Below are 23170 nucleotides of genomic sequence, written 5' to 3'. Positions count from 1 at the left end.
AGAAAAAAAGTCCAAACAGCAAGTGTTTGGACTTTTTAAGCATTCTATATTAGAAACGTTTTGCTAATTCACGAGCATTAGCAATTGCTGCTTCTTTAATTTCTTGTGCTTTTTCAGGGTTTGCATTCATACCTTCAACTGCGATATATTCAGTATCATTTACACCGACAAATCCTAATACAGTCTTTAAGTGATTGCGACCGAAGTCTACAGCTGCGTATGCTCCTTCAGAATATACGCCACCTGTTGCCTGAATGTGAAGTGCTTTTTTACCTTCTAATAAGCCGACTGGACCATTTTCAGTATATTTGAATGTTTTACCTGCGATTGCTACGTTATCTAAGTATGCTTTTACTACTGGTGGATAGCTAAAGTTCCACATTGGAGTTACGAATACATAACGATCTGCATTCATAAATGTTTCTAAGTTTGTGTTCATTGCTGCTACTTTTTGTTGTTGAACTTCAGTTAAAGCTTCAAAGCCTTCACCTGCTGCAAATTTACCCCAAGCAGCAAATACATCTGCATCAATTGCTGGTACTGTAGTATTGAATAAATCAATTGTTACAACTTCGTCTTGTGGATGTTCATTTTTATAAGCTTCGATGAAAGCTTCCCCTACTGCCATTCCGAAAGAACCTTCTGCTGAATTTGGATTTGCTGTGATAAATAGTACTTTTGTCATTGTATTCTCTCCCTTTTCTCTCTTTATCTTTAATTCAAGATTTGTTTTTTAAAAGTTAATAACTTACCTTATGTAAGTATAATACAAAAAGTTTCAATCAATGTCAATAAAAAATAGCTACTTTTTTTTCGTAAGTTAATGATTTACTTTGTTTCCTTAAAATTTAGTATACAGATATTAAGAACTCTTTCATATAAAAAGGCTACCTCTACAACTTATAGAGATAGCCTACTATTACATATTATTTTTGAAATACATGTTTTACTTTTTCAGCTGGAATATTACTTCCGCCTCTACCTTTTACATCTTCAATCATCATTGTAATGACCATATCTGGCGAATTTAAATCAAATGCAGCGAACCAACCTAGTTCTTTTCCTTCGGCCTCTTTTGATACTTTTAATTCCGCTGTACCTGTTTTTCCAGCAAGAGTCATGCCATCAATTTTAGCAATTTTCCCTGTACCATCTGGATCATTAATTACTTTTGTCATAGCAGTTTTTAATATATCCTGATTTCCTTTAGAAATTACATTTTCTTTCCAAGCTTTTGGTTGTTTATCTGTTTTAATAATATACGGTGATGGAATCGTTCCATCATTTACAATTGGCGCATACGTTAAAGCTAAATGAAGAGGAGTCATTAATACTTGTCCTTGTCCATATCCTGTATCTGCCATTTGAATATCATTTTTAATGCCGTCATTTGCAATTTTAGAAGCAGGGAATCCATATTCAATTGGTAGTTTCTCATCGAATCCGAATTTTTTCGCTTCACTCATAAACTTGTCTTTTCCGATTTTTAAAGCTTCTTGTGCGAAGTAAATATTATCCGAGTATTTCATCGCCTTATCAAAATCAATCGGATTTGCATCTTTCACACGTGTTACATAGTAATTACCCCAAGAAGAATCTTTTGTCCATTTTAATCCTTCAATTTTCAACTCTTCTTTTGGATCAATCGTTTTCGTTTCAAGACCAATTGCAGCTGTAATTGGTTTAAATACAGAACCTGGTACCGACAATTGTGTAAAGCGATTTGTCATTGGTTTTTTCGGATCATTATTCCACGCTTCGCGTTGTGCCTTTGATGTCCCTCGTGCAATTATATTAGGATCATATGCTGGACTACTTACTAGTGCAATTGTTTCTCCACTTTTCGGATTAATTGCTGCACTTGAACCAGCTTCGCCCTTCATTTCATTATACGTTTTTTCTTGAACAACACTATCAATAGTTAAAGTTACATTTTCTCCATCAACAGCATCTGTTTTTGCTAAATTTTTAATTTCTTTTCCTTGCGCATCTTCTACAAAGACACGGCCACCTTTTTTACCGCGTAGCTTTTCCTCTAATACTTGCTCTAAGCCAGCTTTACCAACTGGGTCATCAGCTTGATAGCCTTTCTTTTGTAGCGTTTTTAAATCTTCAGCATTTACCTTTCCAATATAACCAGTCAGATGAGCTGCCGCTTCCCCTAACGGATATGTACGAACATTTACAGGTTTTGTTGAAACACCTGGTAAATCAATGTACGTATTTTGTGTTGCCCCTTCAGGCAAAATTCCAATTGGTACGAGATACCCTGGTTTTACCCATTTAGCAGCTAATTTTTGATCAATTTCTTCTACAGACATATTTAATAACTTCGCTACTGTTTCTTTCGTCTGCGGAGCAGTATCCCCTAACTTTTCAGGAATCAATCCGATTTCAGAAGCTTTCCCATTCGTTGCAAGACCTTTTCCATTACGATCGTATATTTCACCACGTTTTGGCTGTGTTGTCTGCATACGCACTTTACTATCTTTCGTCATGCCAGGGAAAATAAAATCAGGAGTCCAATCTATTTTCCAAGATTCTTTATCTCCATCTTTTTCTTTCACCATTTTTGCTTCATGACCAAATGTGATTTTACCACCAACTGTATCCATGCTTACTTTAAAAGGAACAGGACCTTCATCTTTTTTATCTTCTTTTACTTCCCCTGTTTCTACCTTTAAGTCTTTCACTTCGATACCAGAATAAATTTTTTCATATTTCTCAGTAAACTCTTTCTTTGAAATATCTTTTTTTGCATTTTTTGATAGTTGATCATACATATCTGCAAATTTTTGTTTATTCCACGCTTTTACATATGTATCAAACGCTTCTTGTGGTTTTTCTTCTTTACCACATCCAACTAACATGAATGTTAAGCAAAGAAAAAGAATCCCCCATATCTTTCTCAATCGATTCTCCTCCTCTTTCTATATTAGTACTTTTGAAAATTTTAGCATTTTTACATGCTACCTATCATTATAGCACTATCGAATCTCATCTATAAACTTATATTGGTGAATACAAATAAAAAGATTGATGTGAGAATTCACATCAATCTTTTTTATTATTGTTGCTTCTCATATACATGGTAATAATACGTATACGGGTTTTTTTCATCCGTTAAACCTTTTTCTACAAAAATCTCTTTCCAATTTGTCATATCCATTTCTGGGAAGAATGTATCTCCTTCAAATGCATAATGGATTTTTGTTATATATAACTTGTCTACATAAGGTAAAAAGAGATCATAAATTTGCGCTCCGCCAAAAATAAAAATCTCTTCTTCATTTTTACATAGTTCAAATACTTCTTCTACAGAATGAACAACTTCACAGCCTTCAACATGATACCCTTCATTACGAGTTACAATAATATTACGTCTTCCAGGCAGTGGTCTACCAATCGCTTCATAGTTCTTTCTTCCCATAATAAGCGGGTGGCCCATCGTTGTTTTCTTCACGTATTGTAATTCACTCGGTAAACGCCAAGGTAAATTATTATCTTTACCAATTACTCTATTTTCGTCCATCGCGACCATAAATGAAACAATCATTTTTTCATCTCCTCTACAATTATACTGCAACCGGTGCTTTAATTGCTGGATGCGGATCGTATCCTTCAATCGTTAAATCTTCCATTTCAAAATCAAACACAGATTTCACATCTGGATTTAATGTAAGTTTCGGGAATGGACGTGGTTCACGTGCCAATTGCTTTTCTACTTGTTCAAAATGATTTGTATAAATGTGTGCATCTCCAATTGTATGAACAAATTCTCCTACTTCAAGACCACATTCATGTGCAATTAAATGTGTTAGTAGTGAATAACTTGCGATGTTAAATGGAATTCCAAGGAATATGTCACCACTTCTTTGATATAGCTGACAAGAAAGTTTTCCGTCCGCTACATAAAATTGGAATAATGTATGACAAGGCGGTAATGCCATACTCGGTACGTCTTCAGGATTCCAAGCAGAAACGATTAAACGACGCGAGTCTGGTGTTTTTTTAATCATTTCAATTACATCTTTTAATTGATCAAGTGTCTCACCAGCTGTCGTTTTCCAAGCACGCCATTGTTTACCGTAAACGTCTCCTAAATAACCATATTTATTTGAGAACTCATCATCTTCTAAAACGTTCTTTTTAAACAATTCCATTTGCTCATCGTACTGTACTTTAAATTCTTCATCTTGTTGTGAACGAAGACCAAAATCAGTCATGTCAGGACCAGTATACTCATCACTTTCTACCCAGCTCTTAAACGCCCATTCATTCCAAATGTTATTATTATGCTGCAATAAATAGCGAATATTTGTATCACCTTTCATAAACCAAAGTAGTTCACTTGCTACAAGGCGAAATGGTACTCTTTTTGTCGTTAATAAAGGAAATCCTTTGCTCAAATCAAAACGCATTTGATATCCAAATACAGATACAGTTCCTGTCCCTGTACGATCTTCTTTCTTCGTACCATGTTCCATTACATGGCGGCATAAATTTAAGTATTCATTTTCAGCATGTTTCATATGTAGGAAAACCTTCTTTCAATCGTATATGGAATTTATCATAACATGAAAAATGGTAAATTTAATAATCTTAATTAATAAAATTTCTTGCGCTAATTCTTACAAAATTATTAACTTTCCATATTTTAAAAGGTTTTCATTTTCTATTACCGAAAGTATAGTGCGGTAGATCAAAATTTATATTTGGAGGTTAGAAATATGTCTAAAATTGAAACACCTGTTATGACTTCTTTACAAACCACGGTTGAAAAAATGATGAAGGATTTAAATGTTCCTGGTGTTGCTGTCGCTGTTATAAAAGACGGTGAAGTTATTCTTTCAGAAGGTTTCGGCTATCGTAATATAGAAACAAAAGAGGCTGTTACACCGAATACTCGATTCGCAATCGGTTCCTCAACGAAAGCGTTTGGTACACTTTCATTAAGCTTGTTAGCACAGCAAAAAAAGTTTAATTGGGATGCTCCTGTCCCGTCTTATATACCTAACTTTACTTTATCTGAACTACTTGCTAGCTCACAAGTTACAGGACGGGATTTAGCTTCTCATCGAACTGGAGTGAGTCGTCATGAGGCTCTTTGGTACAGTTCTTCCTTATCTCGAAAAGATCTCGTTGAAAAAATAAAACATTTACCACTTGATGCACCGTTCCGGACTGCATTTCTATATAACAACTTAATGTATGCAACAATTAGCTACATTGTTGAAAACATTACAAATCAAACGTGGGAGCAATACACTACAGAACATATTTTAGAACCTTTAAATATGAGACATACAAACTTCTCTGTTAACGATTCACAAACTACAGATGATTACGCTTTACCTTACATTGAAAATGACGGTGAAATAAAAGCAGTTCCATTCCGTAACATCGATACAGTTGGCGCTGCTGGGTGTATTAATTCCACAATTGAAGATATGGCAAATTGGGTACTTCTCCACTTAAATGAAGGAAAATTTGGAGATCATGAATTAATCTCCTCTGAATTATTACAACAAATGTATACACCACACAATTCAATTCCAGACCAACCGGTTTTATCACTCCCTGAATCTCCATTAAATAGTTACGGTCTTGGTTGGTTTATTAGCGCTTATCGTGGTAAAAAAGTGATTCATCATGGCGGTAATATCGATGGATTTTCAGCGCTTGTTTCATTCATACCAACAGAAAACATAGGCCTTGTCATTTTAACGAATGCTGGAGGAACATTACTTCCTACTTATCTCGCTAATCAAATTTATGACGAACTACTTGAATTAGAATCCATTGATTGGCATAAACGTGCTGTAGAAGATACTAAAAAAATGAAGGAAATGATGAAAGAAGCAACTGAATCCCTCCCTGAACAAATTAAAGGGACTACACCTTCGCACAAGTTAGAGGATTATACTGGTACTTTTGAACATCCTGCATACGGAACATTACAAGTATACAAACGAGATGATTCGTTATATGTACAATTTATGGAAATGGATATTCAATTAGGGCATCATCATTACGACATCTTCTCCACAAAAGTTGACTTATTCCAAATGAAAATGAGCTTATTATTCGCTTATGAAATGAATGTAAGTGGTGAATTCCCATCCCTTCAGTTACATGTACCAGCTACATTAAGTACTCAGCCGCTTACATTTAAGAAAATTAAATAAGTATCTTGATGGTAAAAAATAAAGGTAGGTGCGAATCACACCTACCTTTTCTATTTCATATCAATCTTATCTGGTTGAAACCAAATTGGCTTCGATAACTCAAAGTTATTATGATCCTCTAAAACTATAGTAAGACGCTCTAACATATCATCTAACATATGCGGCGCTGCTCGTAATGTCCAGACAACTGAGGAGAAAACTGTCATGCCAACATACACCGTGTATAATTTCCAGAACTCCTCTGGTATTTTCCTATTAAAGTATCCTTCTATTTGTCCAATTGAATACGGAATACTAATATCCCTTGCAAACAGTGCAATTTTTACGAAATCATGAATTGGGTCGCCCCAGTCATAGCCATTAAAATCAACAACACCTACATATTTTCCATCCCGTACAATTATATTTTCTAAATGAAAATCATCGTGTTGAAATCGATTCGGGCGGCTCTTTAAATATATTTCATTTTCCTCTATAAACTTTATGATTTTATCATCATTTTTTATTTTTATTCCGCATGTTTTGTATACCTCTACATATTTACTATGTTTTTTCATAGCTCTTTCATACCATGGAAGTATATCCTTAGGAGCTTCAAATGTATGCATTTTTGCTAAATCTTTTCCTGCCTCTATACCAATATCATATTGTTCTTTTGGTGAATACGTAGGCAATAGCTTCTTCGCATCTTCCCCTTCTAAATATGAAAAAATACTATAGCATACACCTTCTTCTTCCAATATACCTATTTCAATTGGCCTTTGTGCCTGTACGTTACGTTTTACCATTTCATTTAAAATTTGAAACTCTATTTTCTTTCTTTCATACTCTTTTATATCGCCTGTCCGAAATAAATATTTTTCATTATTTGCATTCGTAATTATATATTTCTTATCAGGCGAAAAACCTTTAGAAATTTCTTCAATATTCGCTGCATCTTTTACTATTTGTATATTGCTTTGCCGTGCTGTAATTATCTTCATATCTATTCCCCTTACATTTCTGCATTTGGTGTATAGGCAACTTCTACAATAAATCCATTCGGATCGTAAAAATCAATCGTATAGTAACCTTCCGAATAATGATTCATTTCAATTGGACCACGTATTACCTTCACTTTCGTACTAGAAAGAAAATCTGCTACTTCATCAACTACTTCTCTATGAATAGCTTGATAACAAATATGTCTAGGCCCTAACGTCCTTACAATTTCCTCATCTACTTCTTTAAAGTATATTTCACTTTCTCCTGTGCTATATGCTACTTCATTTAACTTTCTCCACCCAATTATGGAAAACAACTTATTATAAAAAGAAATGGACTCCTCTAAATTTGCTACCCAAAATTCAATATGATGAATGCCTGCTCGCAGTGTATTCATATTAAGAATACGCTCCTTGTACTACTTGCACAATTTCCATCGGCTTATGAACCATGTAATCTGGTGCATCTTTTTTCACTGTTTCAATAACATCATATCCCCAAGATACCCAAATTACGTTCACTCCAGCCTTTTTACACGCTGCTACGTCTCGCTGTTCATCACCGACATATAACATATCTTTCTCTGTTATCTTTTTCGATTTTAAAAATCTTTTTATCATCTTGTCTTTACCGAACAAATTTTTAGAACAATACACTTCTTGTATATTTTCTATATCATTCTTTTGTAAAAACGCCCGAATATGCTCTTCTGAGTTCGATGATATGACTGCAATTCCGTAGCCTTTTTTATGTAGTTCATCTAATACTTCCTTCATCCCATGGAACAAAATAAGATCTTTTATAGCAGGTTGATACAATTTATAAAACTCCAGCGCTAATATCGGTAGTTTATACAGTGGTACATCGAGTTGTTTACATCTCTCCGCCATCGTTAACTTGCGTAAATACTCAATTTCTTCTTCTCTTACCGTTTTATATCCGTGCTTTTCAGCAATTTGATTATAAATTGGTACAAATATATTTTGTGAATCTACTAATGTGCCATCAAAGTCAAAAACAATATATTTTTGCATTCCCATACTCCCTTTGCTTCTTTTTTCTAAACCTATGTTATTCAACAACATGGTTGTCTGTCCCTTCTATAAAAATAAAAAAGAACAAGATTTTCTCTTGTTCTTTTTAAGAAAGCCATTTCGGCGGTACATTCGTATTCCAATAAATATTTCCTAACTCATGATGTCCTGAGTATCCATCATCAAAACGATGATAATGGAAATTAAAATAATAACCATCTTGCGGTGGATGATCTCTTCTTACATGGAAACGCAATAAATCATTTCCTGATTTCGTATCGTAGACATGAAAAATCTTTTCATTATTCCCACCAGCTGGTTTTTGAGAAATCGCTAATGATTGTAGTGAATCTTCTGGTACATCACTAGCAAGCTCAGCAATTGCCTCTTCAATCTTTGGTAATATTACATCTTTAAATTCATCTTCAATTACTGGACCAATTTTAGTACCAAACTTTTGCATCGACTGCTTCTCTGCTTCTTGCATCGCATAAGTAATAAAAGTATCGGTGGTTAACCTGTCATTCGTTTCTTCATATGTATAGGACGTACTCTCCAAACTTTGTTGCCCAGCTGTGCTCGTAGGCTTGTCCGCAGCTTTGGCATTATCAAGCAATATGGAAGGAGGCGTCACTAAACCAAATGTAAATACGGTAATTAATGCGACTAAGGTTTTTCTAAACCAATTTGGCATTTATGTTCCCTCCCCTTTCACTCATTATTTTTTATATAACGGTGGTTTCTTCTATTATACAAAATGATTATAATTTTTGCACTTTACAATTTTGTTAACGTTCACATATTTTTCACTTGAATATGAAATTGTAAGATTTCATACAATATTAATACCACGATATTGAGGAGGCACTTGAATGACTTTAGACGTCATGTATTCCGCCGCAAGCATACTCGTTTTAGTATATTTTATTTATCAATGTGTTACAGACTAGAAAAAGAGCCATCAATGGCTCTTTTTTAATGGTAGAAATACAATCCATACAATTAATAAAATAAAAACAACGCTGCCTACCACAGCTGGCAATAAATAAAACTGTGAAAGTATAACTATTCCATATAAAAGTATTGCTGGTAGTAGTAAATAACGATCTGCCTTCCATCTTAACAATAGTAATTTCCCTTCATCACAATATAAACGAAGAAACATCTTATTCGTAAATTCATTCCAATAATCACGTGCATAGCGAGAAATTGCAACTACAGCAAATACGAGAACAATAGCTGCAATCCACCTTGGAGTCATAATTATACTTGCAGTACTGATACATACAATTTGAATATAAAATATTCGTGCAGTACTTGTACGGAAAAATTCTTTCAAAAAAGATTCGACAATACGAGAATCAGCTTTTTTCCCTAAAAGTCTTTTAGAGCGCGGAAACATCCACGGTTTTTTATTCGAACTACTCGGTTTAGCCGCATGACCACCAACTTGCATAATTCCGCTCGTCCAGCGCATGCTTTCCTCCTTTTCTTTCTCGATTTCTTTAAAAAAGAACTTTTTATAATTCATTTTCTCTTTTACTAATACACTACTTAAGAAAATTACTAGACCGATAAATAAAATTGAATACAACGGATTTTTATAAATAAAAAATAAACTAATTCCAAAAAAGGACACGCTCATAGAAAATACTACATTTTTTACAATCCATAAAACCCATCGTTTCCCCACATGTACATGAACAAATCTCGTTAACAACGACAACATAAATCGAAATATAGTAAAGAATACCCAAAATAATAGGACTTGTATCTCTGTTACTTCGATACTTTTCATCAACACCGGTAACATAATAACGACTACTATTATATTCGTTATCGCTATTCGAACAAATGTGTACATCATGCCATACTGGACTAATTTTCGCATATGTGTTGCATACGAAATTAAAAATAAACTATCCGCTTGCTCAAAAAATGAACGAACTCCTCTTGGATATGTTACTAAATAAAATGCGAGTAATCCTAATCCGAAATAAATCGTCTCTTCCGTTGATAATTCATTTATCCATAGCGATCGATAATAGATTCCCATAAATATAAGTGCTGGAATAATAATATATAATGCGACTGTCCAATCTGTTACCGAACGGATAGACTTCCATTTCCGCTCAAGTTCATGGCGTAATCTCTTATAAAATTGTTGTTTAATCATGTTGTTCACGCCTTACAATTACATCAAAGCAGTCTAATAATGAACTACCCGGCATTTCCGCTAATATTTGAATAGATTCTAAATGTCCATCTGCGACTAATGTACCTTGTGAAATGAGTAAAAATCTTTCACAAATTTTTTCAGCAGTATCTAATACGTGCGTACAAAGTAAAATTCCTGCCCCGCGCTCTTTTTCTTTATATAAATAATTTAAAAACTCTTTCGTAGCTACTGGATCTAAACCGATAAAAGGTTCGTCAATGATATAAAAATCTGGCTCAGTTAAAAATGCCAATATTAGCATCGATTTTTGTTTCATGCCTTTTGAAAACTTTGATAAATACTCATGTTTATGCTTATTCATTCGAAAAGTATGTAATAATTGTTCCACTCGTTCTTCCCAACTTCCCATTTCACTTCCACGAGCTGCCATTAATAATTCAATATGTTCCCAGAGCGTCAAGTAATCATAGTATGTTGGATGTTCTGGTACGTATGCATACGGATTTTTCTTTTCACCGAATGATATTTCACCGTCCATATTTACAAGTAATCCGAGTATCGTTTTAATCGTCGTACTCTTCCCAGCACCATTTGCTCCAATAAGAGCAACTAGTTCACCTTTTTCGATAGAAAAAGCTATATCATGAATTATTTTTTCGCCTATTTCATATCCAGCTGAGCGGATATTTACTTTTAACATGCATTCCCCTTCTTTCCATTTCTAATACAATCAAGGAAAAGAATAACATATAACTATCTATATATCATTATAAAATATTTATTTCATAGCAGGAAAAAACATTTTTTAACAGAATATTAAATGTTTGATTACATTTTATTGGAGTGGATAATATGTCTTTTCAAATGCGTGAAGCAACGATAGATGATATAGACGCACTTTGTTCTTTAACGAAAGAATTAAAAGGTTCCTCTATTTCCTATGAAGATATGAACAACCGATTACAATTCGTACAAATGAGTCCGTTTGATTTTTTATATGTTTACGAGGCAGAAGAAGCCATATTTGGATTACTTGGATTTCGTATACGTGAAAATTTAGAAGATGTAACACGTTATGGAGAGATTTCAATTATTAGCGTTGATTCTAACATACGACGGAAAGGCATTGGACAAGTGTTGATGGATTATGCCGAGCAATTAGCAAAGAAACATAATTGCATTGGCACATGGCTAGTTAGTGGAACAAAAAGAGTAGAAGCTCATCCTTTTTACAAAAAATTAGGCTATGAAGTAAATGGCTACCGATTTGTAAAACATTTTTAAACTACTTATAAAGTGAAACTTTAATCAGTGGGGGTCTTACTCCCCGTTAATACGGAATAAATTGAAGGGACTATAACTATGACAAACATTAAAGCAATTTTCATTGATCGTGACGGTACAATTGGTGGTGACACTACAATACATTATCCAGGATCTTTTACATTATTTCCATTCACAAAAACATCTTTGCAAAAACTAAAAGCTAAAAATATAAAAATTTTCTCTTTCACAAATCAACCTGGTATCGCAGATGGAATAGCAACTGTAGCCGATTTTGTACAAGAATTAGAAGGCTTCGGTTTTGATGATGTTTATGTATGTCCTCATAAACACGGTGATGGTTGTGAATGCCGTAAACCAAGTACAGGCATGCTGCTTAAAGCAGCAAAAAAACATGGGCTTGATTTAACACAATGTGCTGTAGTTGGTGATCGCTGGACTGATATTGTTGCAGAGGCAAAAGTAAATGCGACTACGATTCTAGTCCGAACAGGCGCTGGGTATGATGCTTTGCATACGTACCGAGACAAATGGGCACATATTGAACCAAACTACATTGCAGATAACTTTGAAGATGCAACAAACTGGGTTTTAAATCAACTATAATACAAATGAAGATTTTGATTCACTCGAAATAATTTAAAACATAGTTTAAATAGCCTTTTTGGCAAATAATTGTCTTCCACAAAACGGATCACCTCAAAAGGTAGCAAGTTCCCTTTTGATACGCAAACATTGCAATTCAAATTATATTTTTTATTAGTAACAGCAATTAACGTAAAGAAGGAATAGCTTAGTGGCTATCCCTTCTTTATTGACTTCTATTATTTACATTTGTTATCTGTTTTTATTGAGTATTCTCATCGTTTTTATACTCCAAAATATCCCCTGGCTGACACTCTAAAGCTTTACATATCGCTTCTAATGTTGAAAAACGAACCGCTTTTGCTTTCCCATTTTTCAAAATAGAAAGATTCGCCATCGTAATTCCAACCTTCTCCGAAAGCTCCGTTACACTCATTTTTCGTTTTGCTAACATGACGTCAATATTAATAATGATTGTCATATCCGCCACCTCAGACCGTCAAATCATTTTCTGATTTTATGTTAATTGCCTCTTGTAGAAGTCGTTGGAGGATAGCAGCAAAAACGGCGATAACGAGCGAAGCAAAAACGATAATGAGTCCCACTAGCCCAATAGGAGGGTCCATTTTTTTCGCTATAAAATGAAAAAGTGGCAAACTTAATACATACAAACCACTGATTGTAATTGCACAGCGCTTTATATTCTTTAACGCCTTTACTGATAATTCCGAGAACGCTGTGTTCTCATCAATGTACTGTAAAAGATTGAAAGCCTGATAAAGAGCAACGTAAAAAGGCACAGCTGCTCCATACATCACAATGAAAACAAGATATTTCATCGGAGCAATATTAGGATACAAATTTGCTGCGAAATTCGCCATTTCCGGCACTAAAAATATGCATAAAGCAAGCACTGAAATTCCAGCAAGAAAAATAATTACTTTTAAGAACGTTGTTGAACTTCGTTTAAGATTCATTTACAATTCCTCACTTATTTAATGACAACATAATTTTATCACAACATTTATTGTTTAACAATAAATAAATATCGTTTTATTTTTGTCATGTTTTTTAATTTAGGCAAAAATAAAAAAGAATTTCTCATTACAAAGAAATTCTTTTTCTTGAAAATGTCTCTTTCAACTTAATTTTTTAAAACGTTAATTCGTAATGGAAATAACGATTATCTCTCAAATAACCATTTTCAGCGTATAATCGTTGTGCTGATAAATTATCAATCTCTGTTTGCAGCTTTACACCTTTTGCTCCATTTTCTAATGCGTATTCTTTAGCAGCTTCTAATAATTTTTTACCTGTTCCGGCTCCACGCTTCGCCGCTTGTACAAATAAATCATTTAAAATCCATAATTCTTTCATTGAAATGGAAGAAAATGATGGATATAGTTGCGTGAACCCAATATATTCGCCGTCTTCAACTGCTACGAAAATAACGGACTCTTTTCTCTCAATTCGATTTCGTAAAAATACTTTTGCCCCTTCTAAATCAGAATCTTGTCTATAAAATATGCGATAGTTATTAAAAACTGATGCTAGTCCATCTAAATCTGCAATTGTTGCCTCATATATTCTCATTTTACTCCATTCCCCTTCCAATACTGTCTCATTATATCCGTTGCCCATTTAGGCTGGTGTATTTCTTCTGTCGGCATAAACCCTTTCATTATTGGTTTTATATCCAATATAGGAGTGCCATCAATAGCATCTAATCCCTCAACAATAATTGATTTACCTTCTCTTTTGATTACCTTGACAATTGTTACACCTATGCGATTCGGACGATTTTTCCCGCGCTGTGCAAAAATACCTACTTCAGGATAATCCTTATTATTTCTAGGATGTCTAGCAAAATACTGAATTTGCTCGTCAGTTACTTTATGAAAATAAAAAACAACTTCAATATGAGAAAAATCTTCAATCCCTTGTATACTTTCTTCTGCATACATTTCAGTTAAAGTTATACGGGATCTTACTTTCCCCCACTCATCATCTTTTATTTCCTTTCTTTCATTATGTACAAATGCGATTGGTTGAACTGAAAACATACGCATTCCCCCTTAAATGTAACCACTTACATTATAAAATATTTTCTGAATGTTTTCCAGATATACGAATCAAGTTTACATAATATAATTATACTCTATCTAGAGCTACCTTGACTGCTTCAATTGCATGTATATGAGTTGTATCAAATATCGGGACAGATACGTTTTCTTGCTTTATTAATAATCCTATTTCTGTACAACCTAATATGATTCCCTGTGCTCCTTTTTGCACTAACTCTTCGATGACTCTTTTATAATATTCTCTAGATTGAGATACTATTTTTCCTAAACATAATTCTGTATATATTACTTTATTTATTTCTTTTCTATTTTTTTCTGATGGTACTATTACTTTTATATTATTTTCTTCTATACGTGACTTATAGAAATCTTGCTCCATTGTATATTTAGTTCCAAGCAGACCAACCTTTTGAATGTCTTTTCTTTTAATTTCTTTTGCAGTTGCATCAGCAATATGTAAGACTGGAATATCAATTTTCGCCTTTATTTTTCCAACTACCTTATGCATTGTATTTGTACAAATAATTATAAAGTCTGCTCCTCCCTTTTGTAATGAATATGCCGCATTCCCTAGAATTTCTCCAGCACCATCCCAATCTCCGCTAGACTGACATCGTTCAATCTCTTCAAAATCCACACTATTAATCAAACATTTTGCTGAATGTAGCCCTCCTAATCTCTCTTTTATTTCTTCATTAATAATTCGATAATATTCTGAAGTTGATTCCCAACTCATACCACCTATAAGACCTATCGTTTTCATATAAACAAAACACCTACCTAAACTATTTTTATAAAACTAATAACAACGTTTTATTATGTATATTATACACAATAAAACAAGACTTTAAGTTTGGAATATAAAGTCTTGTTTTAACGGAATAATAAAGAATAATTCTACTTTCATTTCCAAGGAAATTTTTATAGAATATTCTGAAATTAAAAATTTGATGTTTTTATAAATTCTTTATACTTATAATTAAAACACTCTCGATACAACTCTTTGATTTCATCATATGATGGAACACGTGGGTTATTAGCTGGGCTACCACTTTCAATTGCATCTAATGCCATTTTAGAAATAGCATTTTCAAATTCAATTTCATCGATTCCATATTTTTTTAAATTTGGAATACGAAGATCAAAGCAAAGTTTTTTTATTTCCCCAAGCGTGTAGTTTGCTACTTCCTCATCAGAATTCGAATACAAATCCTTATTTAAACTACGCCCAATTTTTGCTAACCTTTTCACTGCACTTGTTTTTGTAAACTCTAACACTGTAGGTAATAGTATGGCATTTGATATTCCATGCGGTACATGAAATAATGCTCCCACTGGCCTTGACATTCCATGAACTAATGTAACTGATGCATTCGAAAATGCAATTCCAGCTTGTAAGGAAGCAATCATCATCGCTTCTCTTGCCTCCATATTACGTCCATCTTCATATGCTATACGTAAATATTTCATAATACTTTCAATAGCCGAAAGAGCAAGTACATCTGTAAGTGGTTGTGAAAATTTAGAAATATAAGCTTCAATCGCATGACATAACGCATCTATTCCTGTTGCTGCCGTAATTTCTGGTGGTAACGAACTTGTCAAAACTGGATCTATAATTGCTACTTTCGGTATAAAACTAGGATGCTTCATCATCATTTTTACATCTGTTTTTTTATTCGTAATTACTGCTACACTTGTAACTTCCGAACCAGTACCAGAAGTTGTTGGAATTGCAATAAGTGGTAGTGGATTGTTTTCTATTTCAATATCCTTTTGGACATAATCCTCAACTTCTCCACCATTTGTATATAAAACCGCTACTGCTTTCGCAGCATCAATACAACTTCCACCACCAATACCAATAATAAAATCGCACTTTTCCTCTTTACAAAGAGATAACGCTTCTAATACGTGTACATTTGTAGGCTCAGCATCCACTTTATTATATGTGCTAACAGTAATACCTTTCTTATTTAGTTGTTGTATACACTTTTCAATATATCCTAATTTCTCCATAATTGTATCAGTAACTATAAAAGCTCTTTTCCCTAACTTTTTTGATTGTTCTCCCAGTTTTTCAAGCGAATTCCTTCCATATAATACCGACTTTGGCATCCGAAACTCAGAAACCTCTTGCAAGTCCCCCACCCCTTCTTATCCTAATTAATATTTTATGACATAAATTATCGATTTGATGAATCTTTACGCTTCAAATTTTTAATAGAGTCCTGTTAAAGTATAGAATGCGATAACTAAAAATACAGCAACCGTTTTCAAAATAGTAATAGCAAATATATCTTTATATGACTGTTTATGTGTTAATCCTGTTACTGTAAGAATAGTAATAATAGCCCCGTTATGGGGTAGTGTATCCATTCCTCCTGATGCCATTGATACGATACGGTGCATAACTTCTAATGGAATATCAAATTGATTGGCCGCTGCAATGAATTTATCTCCCATTGCGCTTAATACTATTCCCATTCCTCCTGATGCAGAGCCTGTAATTCCAGCTAAAATATTCGTCGTTACTGCACCATTCACTAACGGATTTGTGAAAGTAGCAGAGATGCCATCTCTCATAATTGCGAAGCCTGGAAGTGCTGCAATGACACCACCGAATCCAAACTCAGCTCCTGTATTCATCGTTGCAAGTAGCGCTCCACCAATACTTGTATTCAATCCAGCTTGGAAACCTGTTACTACTCGCTTCCAATATAATAATAACGTTGTTAAGATTCCTATAATAAGTGCCAATTCTACAGACCAAATTCCTACTACTGCACTTAATTCTACTTTTCCAAATGCTTTCATACCAATTGCAGAAAAATCAAAACCGCTTGGATACCACTTCGGTATCATAATAGTAAACACTTTATTCATTACACCTACTAAAATAAGTGGTATAAATGCAATAAGTTGTTGCGCTCTTGTGATTTCAATGTTATTAATTAATGGCATATTTTTTTGTTCTACTTGCAAAGATGCTGCCATTTCAGTATTTCCATCATTAAAACCAAAATATCCTTCACCTGCTGCTTTTGCCTTCTTACGTCTACTCTCTAAATATAGTAAACCTAATGTAAGAACAAAAATTGCTCCTACAATCCCAAGTATCGGTGCAGCATAAATATCCGTTTTAAAAAATGTTGTAGGTATTACATTTTGAATTTGTGGTGATCCAGGTAGCGCATCCATTGTAAACGTTACTGCTCCAAGAACAATCGTTCCAGGGATTAAACGCTTTGGAATATTAGCTTGTCGAAACAACTTAGCTGCGAACGGATAAACAGCAAACACTACTACATACACACTAACACCACTATACGTTAAAATAGCCCCCATTAATACAATCGCTAATATAGTACGTTTTTCACCAACTAACTCAATAATTGTTTTTGCGATAGAATCTGCAATTCCTGACATTTCCACTACTTTTCCAAATATTGCTCCTAATAAAAACACAGGAAAATATAATTTTATAAATCCAACCATTTTCTCCATAAAGATATTAGAAAAGAAAGGTAATACATAACTAGGTTCTGTCAAAAATACTGCAAATAATGCAAATATCGGCGCGAATAAAATAACAGAAAAACCTCTGTATGCTACGAACATAAGTAAACTTAGTGCTAATAATATAATAACTAACTCCAATTTTACCCCTCCATTAAACAGAATATTCTAAATTTTATTGATAAATTTCTACTAACCTTTTAATTCTGACATCCCTCCTCTTATTCATACAAATTTTTATGCTAAAAATGTCTAATTATAATTATTCGATTACATATGAAAAATCCCTTTAAACAGAAACGAATTCATCGTCATACGTTATAAAGGGATTGCTAGAATCTATATTTACTGCTGTATTAAATTTTTCTCTACACAAAAATGATACAGTTCTTCAACATCTTTCACTATGTAGGTCGCACTAACTTCAGTCAGTTCTTTTTCACAGCCATAGCCATATAAAACACCAATTGAAGCAATTCCATTCTGATTTGCACCTATTATATCGTGCTTTCTATCACCAATCATTATCATTTCTTCTTTATTTAGTTCTTCATGTGTTTGTAAAATATGAGCAATTATTTCTTCTTTTTTTATTCTCGTACCATCTAAATTACTTCCAATGATGTCTTCGAAATAATTCGTTAATTGAAAATGCTCTATAACTTGTTTCGCAAATACAGTGGGCTTTGAAGTTGCTACGAATATGCGATTCCCTGAACTTTTTAATTGTTGCAAGAGCTTCAGAATCCCCTCGTATACATTATTTTCAAACAATCCACGCTGCTTTAAATACTCACGGAAGTAAAAAACAGCACGTTCAACCTCTCCTTCACTCATATTATATCTCTCTATGAATGATTGCTGAATAGGAGGACCTATAAATGAATCTAACTCACTTATATGTACTTCTTCAATTCCTACTTTTTTTAATGCATATAAAACCGAGTTTACAATCCCTTCTTTCGGATCCGTTAAAGTTCCATCTAAATCAAATAGAAATGTTTTATACATGCTTCATTCCTCCACTTAATTTGCTGTATAAATAAGTGCTAACATCTCTTCCACTTCTCCTTATTATACTATTATTATCTATTTTTTCGAAAAATCAATTTCCATATGTCACATACTTTCAGTTACAAAATACGATAGATATGATACAGTAAAAAAGTTACAATTATTTTAATAGAAACTGGTGAAACAAATGTCAATTACGTTAATTTTTATAATGGCTTTCACAATTGTGATCCACGCAGTTGAAACAAGCTCTTATAGTATTCGATTAGCTGGAGTACGTTTAAAGAAGATTGCGGTTGCCTTGTCTGTTGTAGGAATGGTGTTACTTATTTCAAGAACATCAAACTTACTACAAGCCTTTTTAATCGGTGGTATTGTCGATGAAGCAAAACTAGATTCTTCTATTAATTTAGAGCATATTATACGACTCGTACTATTATCGGCTTCTATCGGTACATTAATCGCGATCATTCTTTATCCAACTTTGACAAAATTATTTGGATATGTCATTCAAAACTTTGAAACAGACGGTTCTTTCATTCGAATGATGAAAACGAATAACATTCAAAAATTAAAGTACACAAAAAAATATGTCCGTTTTCCAAAGTTAGAAATGATTCATAGACTGCGTATCGGTGGTATTCCAAAGCGTATTATGCTTATTAACATGTTTGCTACTGCTATTTATACAGCAGGGGTACTTTCAGCCCTTTACGCTTCTTTTTTAAATCCAGATTATGCAACAAATGCAAGTACAGCTTCTGGCCTTGTAAATGGTTTCGCCACTATTTTATTAACTGTATTACTCGATCCACGCATTGCTCTTTTAACAGAACGTGCTCTACAATCAGAAAGCGGTGCTGAATCTATGAGTAAAATGTATGGTTGGCTAATGATTTCTAGACTTCTCGGCACATTATTAGCACAACTGCTATTTGTACCAGGTGCTTACTGGATTTTATGGATTATTGAACTGATGCATTAATTTACTAGAAAGGTGAATTTATCAATGAAGATCAAAACAGAGAAAGATATAATTCGCTTAATAGAAAACGACGAATGGATGATGAATGTATTACAAATGGCAAAATCACTAGAGCTACCTGATTGGTGGATTTGTGCCGGATTTGTTCGTTCTAAAATTTGGGATACTTTACATGACTATGAAGCGAAAACGGCTATGCCTGATGTTGATGTGATTTATTATGATAGTCTACATCAAGATGAGATATACGAACAATCATTAGAAACGAAATTAATGAATATTGATGCTACTATCCCTTGGTCTGTAAAAAATCAAGCTCGTATGCATGTAGTGAATAATATGCCACCATATTCTTCTTCTGTTAATGCTATTTCTAAATTCCCTGAAACAGCAACGGCTTTAGGAGTTACACTTGATGAACTAAACAACGTTATCTTAACAGCCCCATGTGGTATTGAAGATGTCCTTTCCTTACAAGTGAAACCAACAGCTCATTTTCTTAAATCGAAAGAACGATTACATATGTACAAAAACAGAGTTATAAAAAAGAATTGGCAAAGTAAGTGGCCTAACATCACAATCACATATCCAGAAATTTAGAAAGGGTGCCTCTCATTTATAGAAGCACCCTTTTCTTCATTTCAAAAAATGTATGACTGTTTCTGCAAATCTATCCGCTTCCTCATAATGAGGTGAATGACCGCTCTCTTCAAATACGATATACTTGCCGTTTCGGGCATCTTTATTAAATGTTTTAATTTGTTCTTCACACGTTACTACATCATGTTTTCCTACAATTAATAACATTGGATTTTGTACTTCTTTTATTTTATATAATAATGACGTATGACATGAGCCCTCTAATTTTAATCTATCAAAATGAATTTGAGAGCGATTTGAAAATTTTTCCCACTCTTCATCACTGTATAAACTCTCATCTGTCCTATCTTCCATATTATTGTAAATCTCCATTCTTTTTTCTTCTAATTCATTGCTTAGTCTTATATAAGCTTCTAACAACTCTTTTGAACTAGCATTGCTAGATGAATAAGCAAGAGACTCTTCTGCTACTTCTTCTTTTCCATACTTTTTTAATAAATGCCCTGTCTTTTTTAACAAAGCCCTACTTGTTAATGCAAAATCAAAAGTTGGTCCTTCAAATATTATTTTCTCTATTGAACTTGGATATATCGACGCATAAAGCAATGCTACATATCCACCGAAAGAGTGTCCAATTATAGACCACTTCTCAATTTGTAATACTTTTTTTAATTCCTCACAGTCTTCAATCAAATCATTTAATCCAAAAGCTTCGTCTTCAGTAATTTCTTCTGAGCGACAAACACCTCTTTGATCTATCATAATTACATATAGAGAATCTTTTAAACGTTCCGCTTGATGAAATGAAAAATCATAACAACTTTCTCCTGGTCCACCATGCAAGTATAAGACTGGCTTATTTTTAGGATTTCCATGTGTTTCAACGTATAGCTTTTTCCCTCTAATATTCATATATTTCCCTGCTTCTATCAAATTTTCCTTTATGATCATCGCCCCCTTTTTTACTGAATATTATAACATTTAATATTAAATAATCCCTATTACATTTAAGAAGACGATAATTATTGCAAGTGGTGCTACAAATCGAAGTAAAAATACCCAACAAGTAAATACTTTCTTTCCATAATTTCCACCTACAAAAAACTCTGCTTCTAGTACCTTCTTCTCCATTTTGAATGAAACGAAAATACTAATAAATAGTGCTCCAAGTGGCATTAATATATTACTAGATAAAAAGTCTACTGCATCAAAAATATTCTTTCCAAAAATCGTAATTTCACTCCATACTCCAAATGATAACGCAGATGGTATACCTACTAAGAAAATGCAGAAGCCGATCATCCATGATAATTTCGTTCTTCTTTCTTGTTCACCATTTGCTAATGCTGAAACAACAGTTTCTAGTAGAGAAAATGCTGATGTTAATGTCGCAAATGTAAATAGTGCAAGAAATACTGTTAAGAAAAATCCACCGAATGGGATTTGACTAAATACAGATGGTAATACGATAAATAGTAATCCAGGTCCTTCTGTTGGCTCCATTCCTAATGAAAATACGGCTGGAAAAATAGCAAGACCTGCAAATAATGAAACAAATAAATTTAATCCAACAATTGTTATTGCTGATTTTGGTAAACTTTCTTTTTTATTTAAATAGGAACTATACGTAACCATAATTGAAATCCCGATACTAATTGCAAAGAATGATTGCCCCATTGCGAACAAAATACTTTCCGAAGTAATCTTTGAGAAATCTGGTTGTAAGAAAAACTTCACACCTTTCATTGCATCATCAAGTGTTAACGAACGAATAATAAGAGCGACAAATAAAACGAACAATGCTGGCAACATATATTTACTTGCTTTTTCAATTCCGTTTTGTACACCCTTTGATACAACCCATATCGTAATGAACATAAAAGCGAAATGTCCCATAATAGCCCAAGCAGGATTCCCAATTGTTTCAGTAAATAATGTACCGTAATTTTGTCCTGGAGTAATCAGTTGTCCAGTTATTCCTCTGAATAAATAAATTAATACCCATCCACCTACAACACTATAAAACGAAAGTAGTATAAAACACGTTCCAACGCCAAGGCGTCCAATCCAATGCCATCCTGTATTTGGTGCGATGCTTTTAAATGCTCCAACTGCTTGTTTCTGCGTACTGCGTCCAATCATAAATTCAGCTATAAGTAGCGGTAGTCCAATTAAAACAGTAAATAATATAAATATTAAAAAGAACGCTCCTCCCCCACTCTTCCCAGCGATATAAGGGAACTTCCATATCGCACCAAGTCCAATTGCTGATCCGGCTGCCGCCATTATAAAACCTAATTTCGAAGTCCATTGCTCCGTCTGTTTCATCTCATTTTCCTCCTAATTAAATCTTTTTATACAAATAAATAAATTTTATAAACCTATTCAAATAAACCCTCCATTTCTTCTTCCATATAATAAAAAAATGGCCTAGCATCTCTATATAAAGAGACGCTAAGCCATTTACTTAACGCGGTACCACCCTTATTGATTCCATTATGAATCCACCTTAGTAGTAATCGTTTGATTACAAACCTAATATCGAAGGTTAACCGTTAAGATTTACTAAGAATGTAATTCCGTTCCACCTTACTGCTCCTAGGCGAGTTCAGGATGTCATTTGACTATGTCACACCAACCCATAGCTCTCTGTACAAATACATGACCTTACTACTCCTATTCAACACATTTTAATATTTAGAATATATTTTCTT

At 33.6% G+C, this 23170-nt stretch carries 25 protein-coding genes and 1 other annotated feature; of the genes, 5 read left to right on the top strand and 20 right to left on the bottom strand.

What is annotated here, in order from left to right:
- Nucleotides 1-49: 49 nt before the first annotated feature.
- From NST86_RS11095 to NST86_RS11080, 4 genes are all read right to left on the bottom strand, one after another.
- Nucleotides 50-685: an FMN-dependent NADH-azoreductase gene (locus NST86_RS11095; protein WP_000170025.1), complete on the bottom strand. Its 636-nt coding sequence runs from the start codon at nucleotides 683-685 to the stop codon at nucleotides 50-52.
- 241 nt (nucleotides 686-926) lie between these two features.
- Entirely contained in the window at nucleotides 927-2912 is a 1986-nt protein-coding gene (pbpC, locus tag NST86_RS11090) for a penicillin-binding protein 3 (protein ID WP_016117734.1), read from the bottom strand.
- A 155-nt stretch (nucleotides 2913-3067) separates the two neighbouring features.
- Complete coding sequence (locus NST86_RS11085; protein ID WP_000637207.1) at nucleotides 3068-3556, bottom strand: dihydrofolate reductase; 489 nt, start codon at nucleotides 3554-3556, stop codon at nucleotides 3068-3070.
- A gap of 19 nt (nucleotides 3557-3575) precedes the next feature.
- Nucleotides 3576-4532: a thymidylate synthase gene (locus NST86_RS11080; RefSeq protein WP_000679609.1), complete on the bottom strand. Its 957-nt coding sequence runs from the start codon at nucleotides 4530-4532 to the stop codon at nucleotides 3576-3578.
- A 198-nt stretch (nucleotides 4533-4730) separates the two neighbouring features.
- Here NST86_RS11080 and NST86_RS11075 point away from each other — a divergent pair, with 198 nt between their 5' ends.
- On the top strand, nucleotides 4731-6188 hold the full coding sequence (locus tag NST86_RS11075) for a serine hydrolase (RefSeq protein ID WP_000034348.1): 1458 nt from the start codon (nucleotides 4731-4733) through the stop codon (nucleotides 6186-6188).
- A 50-nt stretch (nucleotides 6189-6238) separates the two neighbouring features.
- Here the strand turns inward: NST86_RS11075 and NST86_RS11070 are convergent, their stop codons facing one another.
- The 6 genes from NST86_RS11070 to NST86_RS11045 form a co-directional block, all read right to left on the bottom strand.
- Nucleotides 6239-7171 carry an aminoglycoside phosphotransferase family protein gene (locus NST86_RS11070; RefSeq protein ID WP_000692078.1) on the bottom strand — a complete coding sequence of 311 codons (933 nt, stop codon included), beginning with the start codon at nucleotides 7169-7171 and terminating at the stop codon, nucleotides 6239-6241.
- 11 nt (nucleotides 7172-7182) lie between these two features.
- The gene (locus tag NST86_RS11065; RefSeq protein WP_001094668.1) at nucleotides 7183-7569 is read right to left on the bottom strand and encodes a VOC family protein; all 387 of its coding nucleotides are present in this window, start codon (nucleotides 7567-7569) and stop codon (nucleotides 7183-7185) included.
- A 1-nt stretch (nucleotide 7570) separates the two neighbouring features.
- A complete protein-coding gene (locus NST86_RS11060; protein WP_001987851.1) occupies nucleotides 7571-8206 on the bottom strand; it encodes an HAD family hydrolase in 636 nt (211 codons plus the stop codon).
- A 106-nt stretch (nucleotides 8207-8312) separates the two neighbouring features.
- Nucleotides 8313-8900 carry a YpjP family protein gene (locus NST86_RS11055; RefSeq protein ID WP_001134421.1) on the bottom strand — a complete coding sequence of 196 codons (588 nt, stop codon included), beginning with the start codon at nucleotides 8898-8900 and terminating at the stop codon, nucleotides 8313-8315.
- Nucleotides 8901-9167: 267 nt separating this feature from the next.
- A complete protein-coding gene (locus tag NST86_RS11050) occupies nucleotides 9168-10382 on the bottom strand; it encodes an ABC transporter permease (RefSeq protein WP_000595442.1) in 1215 nt (404 codons plus the stop codon).
- Nucleotides 10375-11085 carry an ABC transporter ATP-binding protein gene (locus tag NST86_RS11045; RefSeq protein WP_227593368.1) on the bottom strand — a complete coding sequence of 237 codons (711 nt, stop codon included), beginning with the start codon at nucleotides 11083-11085 and terminating at the stop codon, nucleotides 10375-10377. Before NST86_RS11045 ends, NST86_RS11050 begins: the two co-directional genes overlap by 8 nt.
- A gap of 152 nt (nucleotides 11086-11237) precedes the next feature.
- On the opposite strand from NST86_RS11045, the gene NST86_RS11040 reads away from it, so the two are divergent.
- Together NST86_RS11040 and NST86_RS11035 are read left to right on the top strand one after the other, a co-directional pair.
- The gene (locus NST86_RS11040) at nucleotides 11238-11669 is read left to right on the top strand and encodes a GNAT family N-acetyltransferase (RefSeq protein WP_340933714.1); all 432 of its coding nucleotides are present in this window, start codon (nucleotides 11238-11240) and stop codon (nucleotides 11667-11669) included.
- Between the two features lie 78 nt (nucleotides 11670-11747).
- Complete coding sequence (locus NST86_RS11035) at nucleotides 11748-12275, top strand: HAD-IIIA family hydrolase (RefSeq protein WP_340933712.1); 528 nt, start codon at nucleotides 11748-11750, stop codon at nucleotides 12273-12275.
- Between the two features lie 241 nt (nucleotides 12276-12516).
- Here NST86_RS11035 and NST86_RS11030 read toward each other — a convergent pair whose 3' ends face one another.
- From NST86_RS11030 to NST86_RS10995, 8 genes are all read right to left on the bottom strand, one after another.
- Nucleotides 12517-12735, bottom strand: coding sequence for a helix-turn-helix domain-containing protein (locus NST86_RS11030; protein WP_000152534.1), 219 nt, complete (start codon nucleotides 12733-12735; stop codon nucleotides 12517-12519).
- Between the two features lie 10 nt (nucleotides 12736-12745).
- Nucleotides 12746-13231, bottom strand: coding sequence for a DUF2975 domain-containing protein (locus NST86_RS11025; protein WP_001050149.1), 486 nt, complete (start codon nucleotides 13229-13231; stop codon nucleotides 12746-12748).
- A 175-nt stretch (nucleotides 13232-13406) separates the two neighbouring features.
- Complete coding sequence (locus NST86_RS11020) at nucleotides 13407-13847, bottom strand: GNAT family N-acetyltransferase (protein WP_001223853.1); 441 nt, start codon at nucleotides 13845-13847, stop codon at nucleotides 13407-13409.
- On the bottom strand, nucleotides 13844-14317 hold the full coding sequence (locus NST86_RS11015) for an SAM-dependent methyltransferase (RefSeq protein ID WP_016117728.1): 474 nt from the start codon (nucleotides 14315-14317) through the stop codon (nucleotides 13844-13846). The genes NST86_RS11020 and NST86_RS11015 overlap by 4 nt, the downstream gene beginning before the upstream one ends.
- A gap of 88 nt (nucleotides 14318-14405) precedes the next feature.
- Complete coding sequence (locus NST86_RS11010) at nucleotides 14406-15101, bottom strand: aspartate/glutamate racemase family protein (protein ID WP_000848571.1); 696 nt, start codon at nucleotides 15099-15101, stop codon at nucleotides 14406-14408.
- Nucleotides 15102-15277: 176 nt separating this feature from the next.
- Complete coding sequence (locus NST86_RS11005) at nucleotides 15278-16480, bottom strand: iron-containing alcohol dehydrogenase (RefSeq protein WP_016117727.1); 1203 nt, start codon at nucleotides 16478-16480, stop codon at nucleotides 15278-15280.
- A 78-nt stretch (nucleotides 16481-16558) separates the two neighbouring features.
- Nucleotides 16559-17998 carry a GntP family permease gene (locus tag NST86_RS11000; RefSeq protein ID WP_000424327.1) on the bottom strand — a complete coding sequence of 480 codons (1440 nt, stop codon included), beginning with the start codon at nucleotides 17996-17998 and terminating at the stop codon, nucleotides 16559-16561.
- 204 nt (nucleotides 17999-18202) lie between these two features.
- On the bottom strand, nucleotides 18203-18868 hold the full coding sequence (locus tag NST86_RS10995) for an HAD family hydrolase (RefSeq protein WP_000278478.1): 666 nt from the start codon (nucleotides 18866-18868) through the stop codon (nucleotides 18203-18205).
- Nucleotides 18869-19058: 190 nt separating this feature from the next.
- Between NST86_RS10995 and NST86_RS10990 the strand changes: the two genes are divergently transcribed.
- Both NST86_RS10990 and NST86_RS10985 read left to right on the top strand, forming a co-directional pair.
- The gene (locus NST86_RS10990) at nucleotides 19059-19856 is read left to right on the top strand and encodes a lipid II flippase Amj family protein (protein WP_000028915.1); all 798 of its coding nucleotides are present in this window, start codon (nucleotides 19059-19061) and stop codon (nucleotides 19854-19856) included.
- A gap of 24 nt (nucleotides 19857-19880) precedes the next feature.
- The gene (locus NST86_RS10985; RefSeq protein ID WP_016117726.1) at nucleotides 19881-20456 is read left to right on the top strand and encodes a nucleotidyltransferase family protein; all 576 of its coding nucleotides are present in this window, start codon (nucleotides 19881-19883) and stop codon (nucleotides 20454-20456) included.
- A 36-nt stretch (nucleotides 20457-20492) separates the two neighbouring features.
- Here NST86_RS10985 and NST86_RS10980 read toward each other — a convergent pair whose 3' ends face one another.
- Nucleotides 20493-21368, bottom strand: a complete 876-nt coding sequence (locus NST86_RS10980; protein WP_227593370.1) for an alpha/beta fold hydrolase — start codon at nucleotides 21366-21368, stop codon at nucleotides 20493-20495.
- Between the two features lie 75 nt (nucleotides 21369-21443).
- The gene (locus NST86_RS10975; RefSeq protein ID WP_000814541.1) at nucleotides 21444-22784 is read right to left on the bottom strand and encodes a sodium-dependent transporter; all 1341 of its coding nucleotides are present in this window, start codon (nucleotides 22782-22784) and stop codon (nucleotides 21444-21446) included.
- A gap of 116 nt (nucleotides 22785-22900) precedes the next feature.
- Nucleotides 22901-23149: a binding site (T-box leader), on the bottom strand.
- Between the last annotated feature and the right edge of the window lie 21 nt (nucleotides 23150-23170).

Source organism: Bacillus sp. FSL L8-0199 (genome assembly GCF_038005705.1).
Lineage (GTDB): Bacteria > Bacillota > Bacilli > Bacillales > Bacillaceae_G > Bacillus_A > Bacillus_A cereus.
This window is presented reverse-complemented; position numbering and strand designations above follow the sequence as displayed.